The 14,366-nt window shown below is 69.0% G+C and carries 13 protein-coding genes; 6 read left to right on the top strand and 7 right to left on the bottom strand.

The genetic code is table 11. The features are described 5' to 3' along the window. Position 1: 1 nt before the first annotated feature. The gene (locus tag FBZ83_RS10450) at positions 2-970 is read right to left on the bottom strand and encodes a glycosyltransferase family 2 protein (protein ID WP_247888252.1); all 969 of its coding nucleotides are present in this window, start codon (positions 968-970) and stop codon (positions 2-4) included. A 166-nt stretch (positions 971-1,136) separates the two neighbouring features. Then, entirely contained in the window at positions 1,137-2,765 is a 1,629-nt protein-coding gene (locus tag FBZ83_RS10445) for a hypothetical protein (protein WP_247888251.1), read from the bottom strand. Positions 2,766-3,026: 261 nt separating this feature from the next. On the opposite strand from FBZ83_RS10445, the gene leuD reads away from it, so the two are divergent. Further along, entirely contained in the window at positions 3,027-3,638 is a 612-nt protein-coding gene (gene leuD / locus FBZ83_RS10440; RefSeq protein WP_145677319.1) for a 3-isopropylmalate dehydratase small subunit, read from the top strand. 151 nt (positions 3,639-3,789) lie between these two features. Continuing rightward, a complete protein-coding gene (gene leuB, locus FBZ83_RS10435) occupies positions 3,790-4,905 on the top strand; it encodes a 3-isopropylmalate dehydrogenase (RefSeq protein ID WP_014241645.1) in 1,116 nt (371 codons plus the stop codon). A gap of 102 nt (positions 4,906-5,007) precedes the next feature. On the opposite strand, the gene FBZ83_RS10430 is transcribed toward leuB, so the two are convergent. Further along, entirely contained in the window at positions 5,008-5,328 is a 321-nt protein-coding gene (locus tag FBZ83_RS10430) for a general stress protein (RefSeq protein WP_014241644.1), read from the bottom strand. Between the two features lie 199 nt (positions 5,329-5,527). On the opposite strand from FBZ83_RS10430, the gene FBZ83_RS10425 reads away from it, so the two are divergent. Next, positions 5,528-6,046, top strand: coding sequence for a hypothetical protein (locus FBZ83_RS10425; RefSeq protein WP_145682375.1), 519 nt, complete (start codon positions 5,528-5,530; stop codon positions 6,044-6,046). A gap of 30 nt (positions 6,047-6,076) precedes the next feature. Here FBZ83_RS10425 and FBZ83_RS10420 read toward each other — a convergent pair whose 3' ends face one another. Further along, the gene (locus FBZ83_RS10420) at positions 6,077-6,958 is read right to left on the bottom strand and encodes an HpcH/HpaI aldolase/citrate lyase family protein (RefSeq protein ID WP_145682374.1); all 882 of its coding nucleotides are present in this window, start codon (positions 6,956-6,958) and stop codon (positions 6,077-6,079) included. A gap of 156 nt (positions 6,959-7,114) precedes the next feature. Here FBZ83_RS10420 and pdxY point away from each other — a divergent pair, with 156 nt between their 5' ends. Beyond that, positions 7,115-7,975 (top strand): pyridoxal kinase PdxY, encoded by an 861-nt coding sequence (pdxY, locus tag FBZ83_RS10415; RefSeq protein ID WP_145682373.1) that lies wholly within the window; start codon positions 7,115-7,117, stop codon positions 7,973-7,975. 50 nt (positions 7,976-8,025) lie between these two features. Continuing rightward, a complete protein-coding gene (locus tag FBZ83_RS10410; RefSeq protein WP_145677325.1) occupies positions 8,026-8,604 on the top strand; it encodes a TIGR00730 family Rossman fold protein in 579 nt (192 codons plus the stop codon). Between the two features lie 12 nt (positions 8,605-8,616). Here the strand turns inward: FBZ83_RS10410 and FBZ83_RS10405 are convergent, their stop codons facing one another. The 3 genes from FBZ83_RS10405 to FBZ83_RS10395 form a co-directional block, all read right to left on the bottom strand. Beyond that, the gene (locus tag FBZ83_RS10405; RefSeq protein ID WP_145682372.1) at positions 8,617-9,030 is read right to left on the bottom strand and encodes a hypothetical protein; all 414 of its coding nucleotides are present in this window, start codon (positions 9,028-9,030) and stop codon (positions 8,617-8,619) included. A 133-nt stretch (positions 9,031-9,163) separates the two neighbouring features. Beyond that, the gene (gene zapE / locus FBZ83_RS10400; RefSeq protein WP_145682371.1) at positions 9,164-10,318 is read right to left on the bottom strand and encodes a cell division protein ZapE; all 1,155 of its coding nucleotides are present in this window, start codon (positions 10,316-10,318) and stop codon (positions 9,164-9,166) included. A gap of 129 nt (positions 10,319-10,447) precedes the next feature. Further along, positions 10,448-11,827, bottom strand: a complete 1,380-nt coding sequence (locus FBZ83_RS10395) for a diguanylate cyclase (protein WP_145682370.1) — start codon at positions 11,825-11,827, stop codon at positions 10,448-10,450. 248 nt (positions 11,828-12,075) lie between these two features. Here FBZ83_RS10395 and FBZ83_RS10390 point away from each other — a divergent pair, with 248 nt between their 5' ends. After that, positions 12,076-14,325 (top strand): ATP-binding protein, encoded by a 2,250-nt coding sequence (locus FBZ83_RS10390; protein ID WP_145682369.1) that lies wholly within the window; start codon positions 12,076-12,078, stop codon positions 14,323-14,325. Positions 14,326-14,366: the final 41 nt, after the last annotated feature.

Genomic DNA, 14,366 nt, shown 5'->3' with positions numbered 1-14,366 from the left:
GTCAGGACCCGGCCGCCTTGCGGGCCGGATGGACGCCCGGCGCGGGGATGGAGAGGTAGCGCATGCGCTTGGCCTCGCGGCGGCCCAGCGTGACCGTGTCGAGGATCAGCCCGCAGGTCAGGCTGAGGAAGCCCAGCAGCATCAGCCCGGTGGACAGCACGGCGGTGGGCAGGCGCGGCACCAGCCCGGTCTGCAGGTAGGTCGCCACCACCGGCCAGGCGAGGATCACCGACGCCGCGGCGAGGGCGGCGAAGATGGCGAAGAAGAAGGGCAGGGGGCGCTCCTCCTTCACCAGATTGACGATGGTGCGCAGGATGCGGACGCCGTCGCGGATGGTGTTCAGCTTGCTGTGCGAGCCCGGCGGGCGGTCCTTGTAGGGCGCCTTGATCTCGGCGATGGGCATGTTCAGCTCCAGCGCGTGGACGGTCAGCTCCGTCTCCGTCTCGAAGCCGCTGGCCAGCGCCGGGAAGGACTTGATGAAGCGCCGCGAGAAGACGCGGTAGCCCGACAGCATGTCGTGGATGCGGTTGCCGAAGATCAGCGCGACCATGCCGGTCAGCAGCTTGTTGCCGAAGCGGTGGCCGGGCCGGTAGGCCTTGACGATCTCGGTGACGCGGGCGCCGTTGACCATGTCGAGCTGGTCCTCCCACAGCCGCTTGACCATCAGCGGCGCGGAGGGCGCGTGGTAGGTGTCGTCGCCGTCGACCAGCACATAGACGTCGGCCTCGATGTCGGAGAACATCCGGCGCATGACGTTGCCCTTGCCCTGCAACGGCTCGTGCCGGACCACGGCGCCGGCGGCCTTCGCCACCTCCACCGTGCGGTCGGACGAGTTGTTGTCGTAGACGTAGACGGTCGCGTCGGGCAGCGCCCTGCGGAAGTCCTGCACGACGGCGGCGATGGCCGCCTCCTCGTTGTAGCAGGGGATCAGCACCGCCACCACGGGCGCCATGGCGGGCCCTGTGTCCATATCCGTGTCCGGCTCGGTGGTTGGGGCTGCGTACGCCGCAGGGCGGTCGTTGGCAGAGTGGTCGGTGGCAGAGTGGTCAGTGGCAGGGCGGTCGATGGTGGAGACGGTCATGGCGATGCGCTTCGAAACGGTGCCGGTGTAAGGTTAAACAGCACACTCGCCTGATTTAATCCACCGACCTTTCATGGTCCGCCATTCGTTGCACGGCGCAGAGGTTCAGCGGCTCGCCCAGGTTGTTGGGAATGGCGCGGCAGTTGTCCTGCTCGACCCGCAGACCCAGCAGGGCGGCGGCCCTGGCGGCGCCGGGCGTGTCGGGGATGGTGCTGAGCATCAGGAAGCGCCCGCGGTGCGCCCCCACCTTGTCCTGCATCAGGGCGAGGTAGCCGTTGCCGACCGAGTCCGGCTGGAGGAAGTTGGACTGGATGCGCACGAAGGGGATGCGCGGCGGGAAGGCCGGAATGACGTGGGAGATCGCCCAGTAGCCGGCCATCAGCACCATGGTGTCGTCGGGGTCCTCGATGGGCGGCACCGCGGCCTCCACCCAACGGTCGCTCCACGGCACGCGGCCCCAGTCGGCGGGGCGGGCGGTGGCCTGGACCAGCAGCAGGAGCACCGCCGCCAGGACGAGCGCCGCCCGGCGCGGCACCGGCAGCAGGCCCGCCGCCATGACGATGGCCAGCGGCGCCAGCATTTCCAGCGGCACCAGATAACGGTAGATGCAGAACATCCCGACCCACAGCGCATAGGTCACCGCCATGGCGGTCAGCAGGTAGCGGGTGGCGGCGGTGTCGGCCAGTCCCGCAGAGGGATGGCGGAAGGCCCGCCCGAGCAGCGCCAGCGCGGCGGCGGCGGGCACGAGGACGAACAGCACCAGGACGCGCAGGTCGAGGAAGGGCACCTCGCCGACCTTCAGCGGCGCGAAGGGGAAGACCAGCGGAAAGAACAGCCGCTCCAGCCGCGAGTCCGGGAAGAAGCTGACGTTGACGTAGCCGGACAGGGCGGCGAAGGGCGACTTGAAGATCTGGTTCATGTGCGGGAAGACGGGGTTCCCGTACTCCACCCACAGATGGGCCATCCAGAAGCCGCCGCACAGCGCCAGCCCGCCGAGCACCCCGATGCCGAAGGCGAAGGCCAGCCACAGCCGCCGCCAGGGCCGCGCCGGCAGCGCCAGGAAGGCGAGGCAGAGCCCGACCGCGTAGATCACCGTCGGGTTCTTCATCCCCATCGCCGCCCCGGCCAGCAGCCCCGCCGCGGCCGCCCGCGCGAGGGCGCCCGGCGCCGGCCCGTCGACCAGCCGCGGCAGCGTCCCCGCCACCACGACCAGCGCGCCGAGAATGCCCAGGCTGACCATGTTGTCGTGGAAGGTGGTGCCGAGCAGCCCCAGCGTGCCGCCCCCGAAGCCGGCCATCACCGCCAGCAGCGCGGCCAGGGCCACCCGCGGCCCCGCGCCGCCGACGCGCAGCGTGGCGTGGGCCAGCAGGAAGGCCAGCGCCAGGTTCAGCCCATGCAGCGTCCCCCAGACGAAGCCCGCCGCGCGCGCCGGCAGATGGCTGGCGAGCAGATAGAAGGGCACGTCCAGCAGGGGGTTGTAGAAGCTGGGCATCTGGGCCGGCAGCATGTCCATGCCCAGCCGCCCGGTCAGCAGGGCGTAGGCGTTGTACCAATGGTAGTTCCGCAGGTCCCAGTTGGCGTCCATGCCGAGCGCCAGCCCGAGCAGGCCGTAGAGCGGCGGGGCCAGCAGCAGAAAGGCGAGCGCCGCGGTGCGCGGGCGGGGAGCGGTGGGGAGCAAGGTCATGGAGGTCGGGGAACCCAGGGAAGCGTCGGCCCCTTGGTAGGCGAGGGGACGCCCCACAGCAAGGACGCGATGCCGGTCCTGGGGCGGGAGCGGGAATTCGGGAGCAACTTCGTTGCGTCCGGCTGTGTTCCGGGATGCGGAATCGCGCGCCGCGAGCGGCATTTGCGGCAAGCTTCCTCTGGCAATGGCGGGACGGGTCTGCTATTCACCGAACTCCGCATGCACACGCTTGCGCCTCTTTTGCGCGACAGGATTCTGGCGATGGAAAAGTTTACGGTTCTCACCGGTGTTGCGGCGCCGCTGCCGATGATCAACGTCGACACCGACATGATCATTCCCAAGCAATTCCTGAAGACCATCAAGCGGACCGGGCTGGGCAAGCATCTTTTCGACGAGATGCGCTACACTCCCGAAGGCGCCGAGGTCGCGGAATTCGTCCTCAACAAGCCGGCCTACCGCAGCGCCAAGATCCTCGTGTCGGGTGACAATTTCGGCTGCGGCTCCTCGCGCGAGCATGCGCCGTGGGCGCTGGCCGATTTCGGCATCCGCTGCATCATCGCGCCCAGCTTCGCGGACATCTTCTTCAACAACTGCTTCAAGAACGGCATCCTGCCGATCAAGCTGCCGAAGGAACAGGTGGACCTGCTGCTCGACGACGCGTCGCGCGGGTCGAACGCCATCGTTTCGGTGGATCTGGAGAAACAGGAGATCACCGGTCCGGACGGCGGCAAGATCAGCTTCGAGGTCGATCCCTTCCGCAAGCATTGCCTGCTGAACGGGCTGGACGACATCGGCCTGACCATGCAGCAGGCCGCCTTCATCGACCAGTATGAAGGCAAGCAGCGCGGCGGCCAGCCGTGGCTGTGGGGCTGATCCGGCCCGGCTGTGGGGGCCAATCGATAAGCGGTCCCACGGCGTCTGGCCGTGGCGGCCTTGCGGACCGGCGGAGCGGGACCCACCTTCCGGCCTGTCGGTCCGCGGATTAGAAAACACTGATAAAGTCTCCAATGGGAGTGCGTGCGCCATGCCCGCCAACAAGAAGCTTCTGTTTTTGCCCGGCGACGGGATCGGTCCGGAGGTCATGCGCCAGGTGCGCCGGGTCATCGACTGGCTCGACCGCAAGCGCAACGTCACCTTCGACGTCACCGAGGGGCTAGTCGGCGGCGCGGCCATCGACGCCTACGGCGTTCCCCTGAAGGACGAGACGCTGGCCGACGCGCTGGCGGCGGACGCGGTGATGCTGGGCGCCGTCGGCGGCCCGAAGTGGGACAACCCCACCGACTACACCAAGCGTCCGGAAGCCGGCCTGCTGTCGCTCCGCAAGGAGCTGAACCTGTTCGCCAACCTGCGCCCGGCGGTGGTGTTCGACGCCCTGGTCGACGCCTCGACCCTCAAGGCCGACGTCATCAAGGGCCTGGACATCCTGATCGTCCGCGAGCTGACCGGCGGCGTCTATTTCGGTGAGCCGCGCGGCATCACCGACATCGGCAACGGCGAGCGCCGCGGCGTCAACACCCAGGTCTACACGACCAGCGAGATCCGCCGCGTCGCCCGCGTCGCCTTCGAGCTGGCGCGCAAGCGCGGCAACAAGCTCCACTCGATGGAGAAGGCCAACGTGATGGAATCGGGCCTCCTGTGGCGCCAGGAAGTCACGAAGCTCCATCAGGAGGAATTCTCCGACGTCACGCTGGAGCACATGTACGCCGACAACGGCGCCATGCAGCTGCTGAAGAACCCGAAGCAGTTCGACGTGATCGTCACCGACAACCTGTTCGGCGACATCCTGTCGGACGAGGCGGCGATGATGACCGGCTCGCTCGGCATGCTGCCGTCGGCCTCGCTCGGCGCCCCGGACGCCAACGGCCAGCGCAAGGCTCTGTACGAGCCGGTGCACGGCTCCGCCCCGGACATCGCCGGCCGCGACCTCGCCAATCCCTGCGCGACGCTGCTGTCCTTCGCCATGTGCCTGCGCTACTCGTTCAACATGGACGAGGAGGCGAAGATGCTGGAGAAGGCCGTGCAGAACGTGCTGTCGGGCGGCATGCGCACGGCGGACATCATGGCGCCGGGCATGGCCCGCTGCTCCACGACCGTCATGGGCGACTCGATCCTGCGCGAGCTGGACAAGCTGGCCTCCTGACCGGTTGCGGTCCCGGCCTTACGTGTCGGAGGCCGCCAACCAGCGGACGACGAAAAGAAGGCCCCTCTCCGGTTCCGGAGAGGGGCTTTTTCGTTGGTGCCGTCAGTCGCCTTCGCCCGGGCGTATGGCGGCCCCGCGTCCGCCATGGCTCGCCTGTCCGCCCTTCCGCCCCGCTTCGGCGGCCAGGGATGGGTTCTTGGAGAAGCTGCGGGAGGACGCCGGTACGCTCCGGCCTCCCTTCCGCCCCGCCTCCGCGGCGAGTTCCGGGTTCTTGGAAAAGCTGCGCTTGTCGGCTGGCACGCTTTCCCCGCCCTTGCTGGCGATCTGGCGCTGCCGGTCACGGTCCATCGACGCGAAGCCGCGGTTCGATGTGCGACCGCTCCCGGATTGGACTTCGTCTTGGCCGTTGTCTTTCGAGGCCATCTTCAACCTCCACCTCTGCCACATGTCGGAAAACCAATGGGGGGCGACTTGGTTCCGGAGAGGTCGTGATTCTGATTCCTTTGGCACCCGTAAGTGGCAGGGGACCACATCGGACAGCACCGGGGAACGCTTCGCTTCCCGATCGGTTGACCGGAGAGGGGTAAGCCGAAGCGGGACCACAAAGCAGAAAGGTTCAACGATGGGAGTCGAACTCACGGCCGAACGACGGCTGTTGTCCGAGAAGGAATTCGAACAGGTCCGCCGCAGCCATTACCCGGAGCTGGAGTCCCTGGAACGGGACGAGACCTTGACACTCGCCCGCTGGTTGCGTGGGGAGCGTGACCGGGCGCGCGACATCATCGCCTCGCGCCGCCGTGGACGGCGGGGCAAGGCCAGCGGCGCCGGCCAGCAATCGGCCGACGCCAGCGAACGTGGCCTGTCCGCCAAGAAGCAGGTCTACGCGCGGGCCCTGAAGCGGGTGAACGGGCGGCTGGAGCGGTTCCGCGCCGAGCGGCGGCGTGAGATCGTCCAGGCCAACCTTAAGGACGCCCTGAAGCGCAAGAAGGAGGCGGAGCCCCAGCATCCGTCGCCCGGACGCACCCCGCGCAAGGGCATGCGCCCAATCCCCAGCGGGCGCCGGACGGTCGAGACCGATCCGCGGGAGATCGGGCGCGTCTCGCAGTTCGTGAAGGACGCCCAGGCACGTCGCGATTCCTGATCCAGTGCCGCGAAGCCGGAGCGGCGGGCGTTAGCCCGCCGCCTCCAGCGCCCGGATCGCCTCGGCCATCGCGACGAGGCGCCGGGCGTTTTCGACATGCAGGTTCTCGACCAGCCGCCCGTCCACCAGCACCACGCCCTTGCCTTGCGCGACGGCCTCGGTGTGGGCCTGGATGATTCGGTGGGCCTGGGCGACCTCGTCCTCGCTCGGGGCGAAGGCAGCGTTGCAAGCGGCGATGGTCTTGGGATGGATCAGCGTCTTGCCGTCGAAGCCAAGCTCCCGCCCCTGGACGCAGGACCCGGCGAAGCCCGCGTCGTCGTTCAGGTCAAGATGCACCCCGTCCAGGATGGCGAGGCCGTAGGCCCGCGCCGCCAGCAGGCAGAGGCCCAGGCTGGTCAGCATCGGCAAACGGTCGCGCGTGTGCGCGGCGTGCAGGTCCTTGGCGAGGTCGGAGGTGCCCATCACCAGCCCGCCCAGCTTCGGGCTGGCCCCGGCGATCTCCCTGGCGTTGAGCATGCCGAGCGGCGTCTCCATCATGCACCAGATGGTCTGTCCGTCGGGCGAGCCGTTGGCGCGCAGCACCGTCTCGGCCTGACGGACCATGTCGGGGCTCTCCACCTTCGGCAGCAGCACCGCGTCGGCTCCGCTGGAGGCCGCCATCACGAGGTCGTCGTAGCCCCAGGGCGTGTTCAGCCCGTTGGTGCGGACCACCAGCTCCCGCCCGCCATAGCCGCCGGCGGCGATGGACGCCTTGATGGTGGCGCGGGCCTCCGCCTTGGCGTCGGGGGCGACGGCGTCCTCCAGGTCGAGGATCAGCCCGTCGGCGGGCAGGCTGCGCCCCTTCTCCAGGGCGCGGGCGTTGGAGCCGGGCATGTAGAGCACGCTGCGGCGCGGGCGGGCGGTGGCGGCCATGGCATTCCCTCAGGCGATCTTGTGTCGTTGCCGCAGGATTAGCCGCCGGAGCGCGCGCTGTCCATGCGGTGCGTAGGGCTGGTCTGCATGGAAACATCCCCAGCGTGTGGCGCGGAGGGTTTAGGATGCGCGCCCAACCTTTCGGATCGTCCGCCCATGAAGACCGTCATTTCGATCCAGTCCCACGTCGCTTACGGCTATGTCGGCAACCGGGCCGCGGTGTTCCCGCTGCAGCGGCTGGGCTGCGACGCCATCGCGGTGAACACGGTGCAGTTCTCCAACCACACCGGTTACGGCGAATGGACCGGGCAGGTCTTCACGGCGGAGCATGTGGCCGACCTGATGGACGGCGTCGCCGCCCGCGGCGTCCTGCCGACCTGCGACGCGCTGCTCTCCGGCTACATGGGCGACGTCGGGCTGGGCCGGGTGATCGTCGAGACGGCGGCCCGGCTGAAGGCGGCCAACCCGCGCGCCGTCTACGCCTGCGACCCGGTGATGGGCGACGTCGGGCGCGGCTTCTTCGTGCGCCCCGGCCTGCCGGAGTTCATCCGCGACCACGCCGTCCCCGCCGCCGACCTGATGACCCCCAACCAGTTCGAGCTGGAGTATCTGACCGGCCGGACGGTGGAGACGCTGGACGACGCGCTGGCCGCCACCGCCGCCCTGCGGGAGCGCGGGCCGCGGCTGGTCCTGGTGACCAGCCTGACCCGCAAGGACGCCGACCCCGGCCACATCGAGATGCTGGCCGACGACCGGGACGGCGCGTGGCTGGTCTCCACCCCGCGCCTGCCGCTGGACCCGTCGCCCAACGGGTCGGGCGACGCGGTGGCCGCCCTGTTCCTGGCCCATTACCTGAAGGCCTTCGACCCCGCCGACGCGCTGGAGCGGGCGGCGGCGGCGATCTACGCCATCTTCCAGACCACCCGCCGGATGGGCACGCGGGAGCTGCAGCTGATCGCGGCGCAGGACGAGTTCGTGAACCCCGGCCAGCGCTTCACGGCCACCCGCGTCCGGTAAGCCACCTATTGCGACGCGCGTCCGAGAGACGGCGCGAACAGAGGAACGACATGCGGATTTGCGTCTATGCCGGGTCCAACCCCGGCACCAACCCGGCCTATGGCGAGGCCGCGGAGCAGCTTGGCCGCCAGATGGCGGAACGTGGCATCGGCCTCGTCTACGGCGGCGGGCGGACCGGCCTGATGGGGCGGATCGCCGACTCGGTCCTGGCGGCCGGCGGCACCGTCACCGGCATCATCCCGCAATTCCTGATGGACAAGGAAGTCGGCCACCAGGGCCTTCAGGAACTGCGGATCGTCGCCACCATGCACGAGCGCAAGGCGCTGATGGCCGAACTGTCGGACGGCTTCATCGCGCTGCCCGGCGGCATCGGCACGCTGGAGGAGCTGTTCGAGGTGTGGACCTGGGCGCAGCTCGGCCGCCACGACAAGCCTTGCGGCCTGCTCAACGCCGCCGGCTTCTACGACGGGCTGGCCGGCTTCCTCGACCATGTGGCGGGGGAGCGCTTCATGCAGCCCAAGCATCGCGAGATGCTGATCGTCCGGGACACCGCGCCGGGCATCCTGGACGCCTTCGCCGCCTACGAGCCGCCCGCGGTGCGCAAGTGGCTGGACGAGGCCCGCACCTGATGCGGCGGGTTCTCAGGGCTCGAAGAGCTTCTTCATCAGGGCGTTCCAGTCGCGTTTGAACTGGGTGCCGAAATCCGCCTCGGCGACCGCGTTGCCGCGGCCGGCGGGGCGGACGATGGCGGCCGCCTGGGAATCGGGCTGGGCCTTCGCCTTGCGTTGGACGGTGACGACCCGCTTCTTCGGAGGCGGCTCGGGCTTGTGGGCGGGCAGGGGCGCCGCGGTGACCGTGACCGCGGGCGCCGCCCCTGTCTGGGAGTTCCGGGAAAAGGCATCCTTGCACCAGCCGCTGTTGCGCGCCTGGGTCAGCGCGTCGCCGTCGAGCAGCCAGCAGTCGACGCTGCCCGCCCCGGCGGCGGGGGCGGGCTGGATCGGTGCTGTCAGAACAAGCGCCAGCGTCAGTGCACCGCACCGGGACCGCCAAGGCATGCTTCGCCCTCTCCCTCGCCGTTGGACCGACGTTCAGCAATACAACGTCGGGCGCCCCTTTATCTGCGGCGCGAAACGGGAGTAGGGCGGCATCGCCGTGGTAACACGGGCGGAGGCGCGGCGCCCCGGCCCTTCAGGTCAGGTGCTGCTGGCGCAGGTAGTCCTCGGACTGCATCTCCATCAGGCGGCTGACCGTGCGCTCGAATTCGAAGGCGTGGGTGCCCTCGGGGTACAGCCGTTCCGGCGGGCCTTCGGCGGCGACCACGAGGTTGACCTTGTGCTCGTAGAGCGCGTCGATCAGCGTCATGAAGCGCTTGGCCTCGTTGCGCAGCTCGTCCTTCATCGTCGGCACGCCGTGGATCAGCACGGTGTGGAAGTGCGTGGCGATGGCGATGTAGTCGGCCGCCCCCAGCGGCTTGCCGCACAGGCTCCAGAAATCCACCAGGGCGACGCATTTGGCGGCGCAGGCGATCTCCACCTTCCGGCCCTGGACCGACAGATGGGTCGGTTCGCCCCGGGCGCCGTCGGTCAGCGTCGCGAAGGTCTGGCGGATCCTGGCGTCGCTCTCCGGGCCGAGCGGCCAGAAATAGACGGGCTTGCCCTGGAGCCGGTCCAACCGGTAGTCGGTCGGCCCCTCCAGCGCCAGGACGTCGAGCTTTTCCTTGAGCAGGGCGATGAAGGGCAGGAACAGCTCGCGCTGCAGGCCGTCCTTGTAGAGCATGTCCGGCGGCCAGTTGGAGGTCGCGACCACCACCACGCCGAGGTCGAACAGGCTGGTGAACAGCCGGCCCAAAATCATCGCGTCGACGACGTTGGTGACGTGGAACTCGTCGAAGCAGAGCAGCCACGCCTCGTCGGCCAGCGCGCGGGCCAGTTCGGGCAACGCGTCGTCGGCGTCCTTGCCCTTGCTCTTGCCCGACTGGCGGTGCTGGTGGATGCGCTCGTGCACCTCCAGCATGAATTCGTGGAAATGGACGCGGCGCTTCTTCTCCACCGGGGCGGTGTCGAAGAACAGGTCCATCAGCATCGACTTGCCGCGCCCGACGCCGCCGTACATGTAGAGGCCCTGCGGCGCCTCCACCGGTTCGGAGCGCGGGCGGCCCAGCCCGAACCGCTCCAGCCAGCCGGCCTTCACCCCGCCGGCCTTTTCGGCGGGCTGCGGGCTGTAGCCCTTCAGCGCCTTGTAGAGGCTCTGGAGCTTCTCGGCGGCCAGCTCCTGGTCGGGGTCGGGGCGCAGCGTTCCGGTGCCGCGGCGGGCCCGGTAGAGCGAAAGCGGTCCGTCAGACATGGAATTCGCGGGTCTCGGCTGGGGAAGGTCCCTGGGGAGAATTCTAGGTAGCCGATGCGTCCCCGCGGGGCAACGCCCGATCCCGGGATGCAGGTGCGCTCAGGCAATCTCTGCTCAGGCAATCACCCTTCAGGCAATCACCACACGGTTGCGGCCCTGGCGCTTGGCCTCGTAGAGCGCGGCGTCGGCCCGGCGGACGGTGTGTTCGTAGTCCGGGTGCCCCTCGTGCAGCGCCGCCCCGATCGAGGCGGTGACCCGCAGCCCGTTCCCGGCGCCCCCAGCGCCATGGAACCGGTGCTCCTCGACCGTCCGGCGCAGCTGGTCGGCCTTCACGCGCAGCGCCGCCTCATCCATCTCGGTCAGCAGGATGAGGAACTCCTCCCCGCCGTAGCGGAAGACGAAGTCGCCGGCCCGGACGTGGGTGTGCAGCAGCTCCGCCATGTCCGAGAGGACGGAGTCGCCCGCCTGATGGCCCAGCGTGTCGTTGATCGTCTTGAAATGGTCGGCGTCCATCAGCAGCACGGCGAAGGGTTTGCCGTGGCGCAGGCTGATCGCGACCTCGCGCTGGAAGATCGCCGGCATGAAGCGCCGCGTCAGCAGGCGGGTCAGCGGGTCGCGCCCGCTTTCGATCTCCATCGCCTTCTCGATGATGGTGCCGAGGATATAGGCGATCTCGGTGACGTCGTTGTTCAGCTCCTTGACGAAGGCGGGCGTGATCCAGCCGCCCTCCACGGCCGCGGACACCTTGGCGCTGATGCGGTTGGTGCGGTCGCGGATGAGGTCCAGCTCGGTCACCCGGCCGAAGGTCAGCTCCGCCTTGTGGTTCAGCCACAGGCCGAAATCGGAGGATTCGATGGCGGGCGGGCTGGCGTGGTTGCTGTCCTCATGGGCGTAGAAGGACACCACCGTGTTGCGCAGCCAGTCGAACAGCGACGACTTCAGCCGCTCGCCCTCCAGCGCCAGGTTGGGGCCGCTCATGAACATCTTCAGCGATTGCTGGTGGCGGACGTTGCCCAACAGGTCGCCCAGATAGGCCTCGTGCATGTTGTCCAGCACGGTGTCCAGCAGTTCGCCGACGAACAGGATGGCGGACGCGGTCTGGGCGCGGCTGAGGTCGGCGGCCAGCAGGCGGGTGGACAGCTCCTTCTTGACGATCCGCATCCCGGCGTTGACCAGAGTCAGCGGGATGTTGATGCGGGCGTGGATCAGCCCGACCTGGTAATTCTGCTCCAGAACCGCCGCGATGGCCTCGTCGGTGGAGGCGGTGAAGAGCGCGGCGATCCAGCGCGCCAGCGACGGGCGCAGCCGTTCCTGGACCAGCGTGTGGCTGAGGAAGCTGTTGCTGTCCGGCCGGTCCAGCAGGATCGTGTAGAAGACGCCGGAGATCGCCTCGGCCTCGGCGAGCGCGATGGCCGTCACGCGCTCGCGCACGGCGGGCTCGGTGTCGGTCCACAGCGACGACAGCGTGGCGGCAAGGATCGCGGCCTTGCGGTCTTTCTGGCTGTCCATCGTCCCCGTTCCTTTGCGCAACCGTCGCCGATTCCCCCGAAGTCTTAACGCCCGGAGAGCGTCAGGCAAAGCGGCAATCGCGCATCCGGACAATCGGCTTCATTGATGCATTAAGGTTAAACTTCCATTATGGTTTTCGCGCGAGATTGACGGTGGCCGGGGACGGTACCGTCTTGCGTTGGGCAATGCCACGCGGGCGGTCCACCAGAGGCCCCGTTTGGACGGCGTGCGGAGAGTTGTTCACAGCCATGGCCAGCCGCAAACCGGTTCGCGACGCGAACCTGCCGCCCTCTGGAATGGGCCCCACCGGAATGGGAGAGCGGCTGTTCGAGGTGCTGGGGTCGGTGCGCTTCCTGATGCGGGCGTCCGGCGTGGCCTTCATCGTCGTGGTCAACGCGATGATCGGCTACGGCGTCTGGCAGCGCCACAGCGAGGCGGTGCAGGGAGCCGAGCGTTCGACCCGCAACCTTGCCCGCATCCTGGAGGAGCAGGCCGTCCGCACGGTGTTCAGCGTGGACCTGCTGCTGTCCGATCTGGTCACCGTCCTCGACACCCACCCGCAGGCCCGCACCGTGGCGGCGCCGTCGGTGAACGCCCTTCTGCGCAACCGGCGCGACGCCATCGGCCCGGTCTCCGGGCTGGTCGTGGTGGACGAGCAGGGCCGCGTCCTGCACCACTCCGCCGACAGCAGCCCGCCGGCCTTCGACCTGACCAACCGGCCCTATTTCGCGGTCCACCGGGACGAGGGCGCGTCGGACGGCGGGCTTCACGTCGGCGCGCCGATCGCCAGCATCGCTTTTCCCGGCACCTACGTCATCCCGATGAGCCGCCGCTGGTCCCACCCGGACGGGAGCTTCGCCGGGGTGGTGGTCGCCATGATCAACCCGCTGCGGCTGGGAGCCGGCTTCGAGGGGCTGCGGCTGGGGCTGGAGGGCACGGTCACCCTGGCGCTGGCCGACGGCACGGTGCTGATCCACCGCCCCTGGGACGAGGGCCGGCAGCGCCTCGCCACGCTGGCCGACTGGCCGGACGTCGACGCCGCGCTGCGCACGCGGGATGCGGCGACGCTGGACAGCGTGTTGCCCACCGACGGGCGCCCCAGCATCGCCAGCGTCCGCCGCGTCGCCGACTATCCCTTCACCGTCGCCGCCACCCTGCCGAAGGCCGAGGCGCTGGGCGAATGGAAACGCGACAGCGCGGTGTGGATCGCCATGGGCCTGTCCATGTCCATGGTGATCGCCCTGCTGACTTGGTATGTGGAGCGGCAGCAATCCCGGCGGGAGGAGGACCAGAACCGTCTGGAGCGCGCCTCGCGCCGCATCCGCGGCATCCTGGAATCCATGGTGGACGCGGTGGTCACCATCGATTCCCACGGCACCATCGAGACCTTCAACCCCGCGGCGGAGCGCATGTTCGGCTACGCCGAGGCGGAGGTGGTGGGGCAGAGCGTCAACATCCTGGTGCCGGAGGGTTTCCGCGCCAGCCACGACCGCTCGATGGCCGATTACCGCCCCAACACCGGCTCGCGCATCATCGGCAACGACCGCGAGGTCCTGGCGCTGCGGCGGGACGGCGGCACCTTTCCGATTAACTTGGCGGTCAGCGCGCTGCGGCTCGGCGGGCCGGAGGGGGAGGGCGGGCCGAGCGACGCGGGCGGCGCGGCGCGGCGCGTCTTCGTCGGCGTCATCCGCGACGTCACCAAGCGCCGCCAGCAGGAGGCCGAGCTGCTCGCCTCCAAGAGCCAGGCGGAGATGGCCAACCGCGCCAAGTCCGAATTCCTGGCCAACATGAGCCACGAGTTGCGCACGCCGCTGAACGCCATCATCGGCTTCTCGGAAATCCTCGACAGCGAGTTCTTCGGCGCGCTGAACGAACGCCAGAAGTCCTGCGCCAAGGACATCCATGACAGCGGCAAGCATCTTCTGGACATCGTCAACGCCGTGCTCGACATGTCGAAGATCGAGGCTGGGCGCTATGAGCTGTCCGAGGAGATGATCGACCCCTGCGAGGCGGTGGCCCAGTGCCTGACCATGGTCCGCGACCGCGCCGCCGACAACGGGGTGGACCTGCGCAACGGTGTGACCGGCGGCCTTCCCGCCATCTGGGTCGACCGCCGCGCCTTCAAGCAGGTGCTGCTGAACCTGTTGTCCAACGCGGTGAAGTTCACGCCCGACGGCGGCAGCGTCACCCTGGCCGCCCGCGTCGAGGAGGACGGTGCCCTGGCCCTGTCGGTGGCCGACACCGGGATCGGCATCCCGAAGGCGTTCATGGAGCATCTGTTCCAGCCCTTCCGGCAGGCCGACAACTCCGCCAGCCGCCAGTTCGAGGGCACCGGGCTGGGGCTGTCGATCTCCAAGAACTTCATGGAGTTGCACGGCGGCTCGCTGACCTGCGACAGCACGCTCGGCGCCGGGACCGTCATGATCTTGCGCCTGCCCGCCGAGCGGGTGATGAAGCCGGAAGACACCGCCGCGAGGATCGCCGCCGCGCTGGTGTGAGGCCTGTGAAAGCGGGCATCCGGTCGGCAAAGAAAAAGGCG

Source organism: Azospirillum brasilense (assembly GCF_007827815.1).
GTDB classification, from domain to species: domain Bacteria; phylum Pseudomonadota; class Alphaproteobacteria; order Azospirillales; family Azospirillaceae; genus Azospirillum; species Azospirillum brasilense_C.
Note: the sequence above shows the minus strand (reverse complement) of the source record. Positions and strands in the feature narration are given on the sequence as shown.

Excerpts from the sequence above, each read along its gene's own strand:
- FBZ83_RS10410 (WP_145677325.1), top strand. The coding sequence starts at position 8,026 with ATGCGGATTTGCGTCTATGCCGGGTCCAACCCCGGCACCAACCCGGCC.
- FBZ83_RS10395 (WP_145682370.1), bottom strand. The coding sequence starts at position 11,827 with ATGGACAGCCAGAAAGACCGCAAGGCCGCGATCCTTGCCGCCACGCTG.
- FBZ83_RS10390 (WP_145682369.1), top strand. The coding sequence starts at position 12,076 with ATGGCCAGCCGCAAACCGGTTCGCGACGCGAACCTGCCGCCCTCTGGA.
- pdxY (WP_145682373.1), top strand. The coding sequence starts at position 7,115 with ATGAAGACCGTCATTTCGATCCAGTCCCACGTCGCTTACGGCTATGTC.
- FBZ83_RS10430 (WP_014241644.1), bottom strand. The coding sequence starts at position 5,328 with ATGGCCTCGAAAGACAACGGCCAAGACGAAGTCCAATCCGGGAGCGGT.
- zapE (WP_145682371.1), bottom strand. The coding sequence starts at position 10,318 with ATGTCTGACGGACCGCTTTCGCTCTACCGGGCCCGCCGCGGCACCGGA.
- leuD (WP_145677319.1), top strand. The coding sequence starts at position 3,027 with ATGGAAAAGTTTACGGTTCTCACCGGTGTTGCGGCGCCGCTGCCGATG.
- FBZ83_RS10445 (WP_247888251.1), bottom strand. The coding sequence starts at position 2,765 with ATGACCTTGCTCCCCACCGCTCCCCGCCCGCGCACCGCGGCGCTCGCC.
- FBZ83_RS10405 (WP_145682372.1), bottom strand. The coding sequence starts at position 9,030 with ATGCCTTGGCGGTCCCGGTGCGGTGCACTGACGCTGGCGCTTGTTCTG.
- FBZ83_RS10450 (WP_247888252.1), bottom strand. The coding sequence starts at position 970 with ATGGACACAGGGCCCGCCATGGCGCCCGTGGTGGCGGTGCTGATCCCC.
- FBZ83_RS10420 (WP_145682374.1), bottom strand. The coding sequence starts at position 6,958 with ATGGCCGCCACCGCCCGCCCGCGCCGCAGCGTGCTCTACATGCCCGGC.
- leuB (WP_014241645.1), top strand. The coding sequence starts at position 3,790 with ATGCCCGCCAACAAGAAGCTTCTGTTTTTGCCCGGCGACGGGATCGGT.
- FBZ83_RS10425 (WP_145682375.1), top strand. The coding sequence starts at position 5,528 with ATGGGAGTCGAACTCACGGCCGAACGACGGCTGTTGTCCGAGAAGGAA.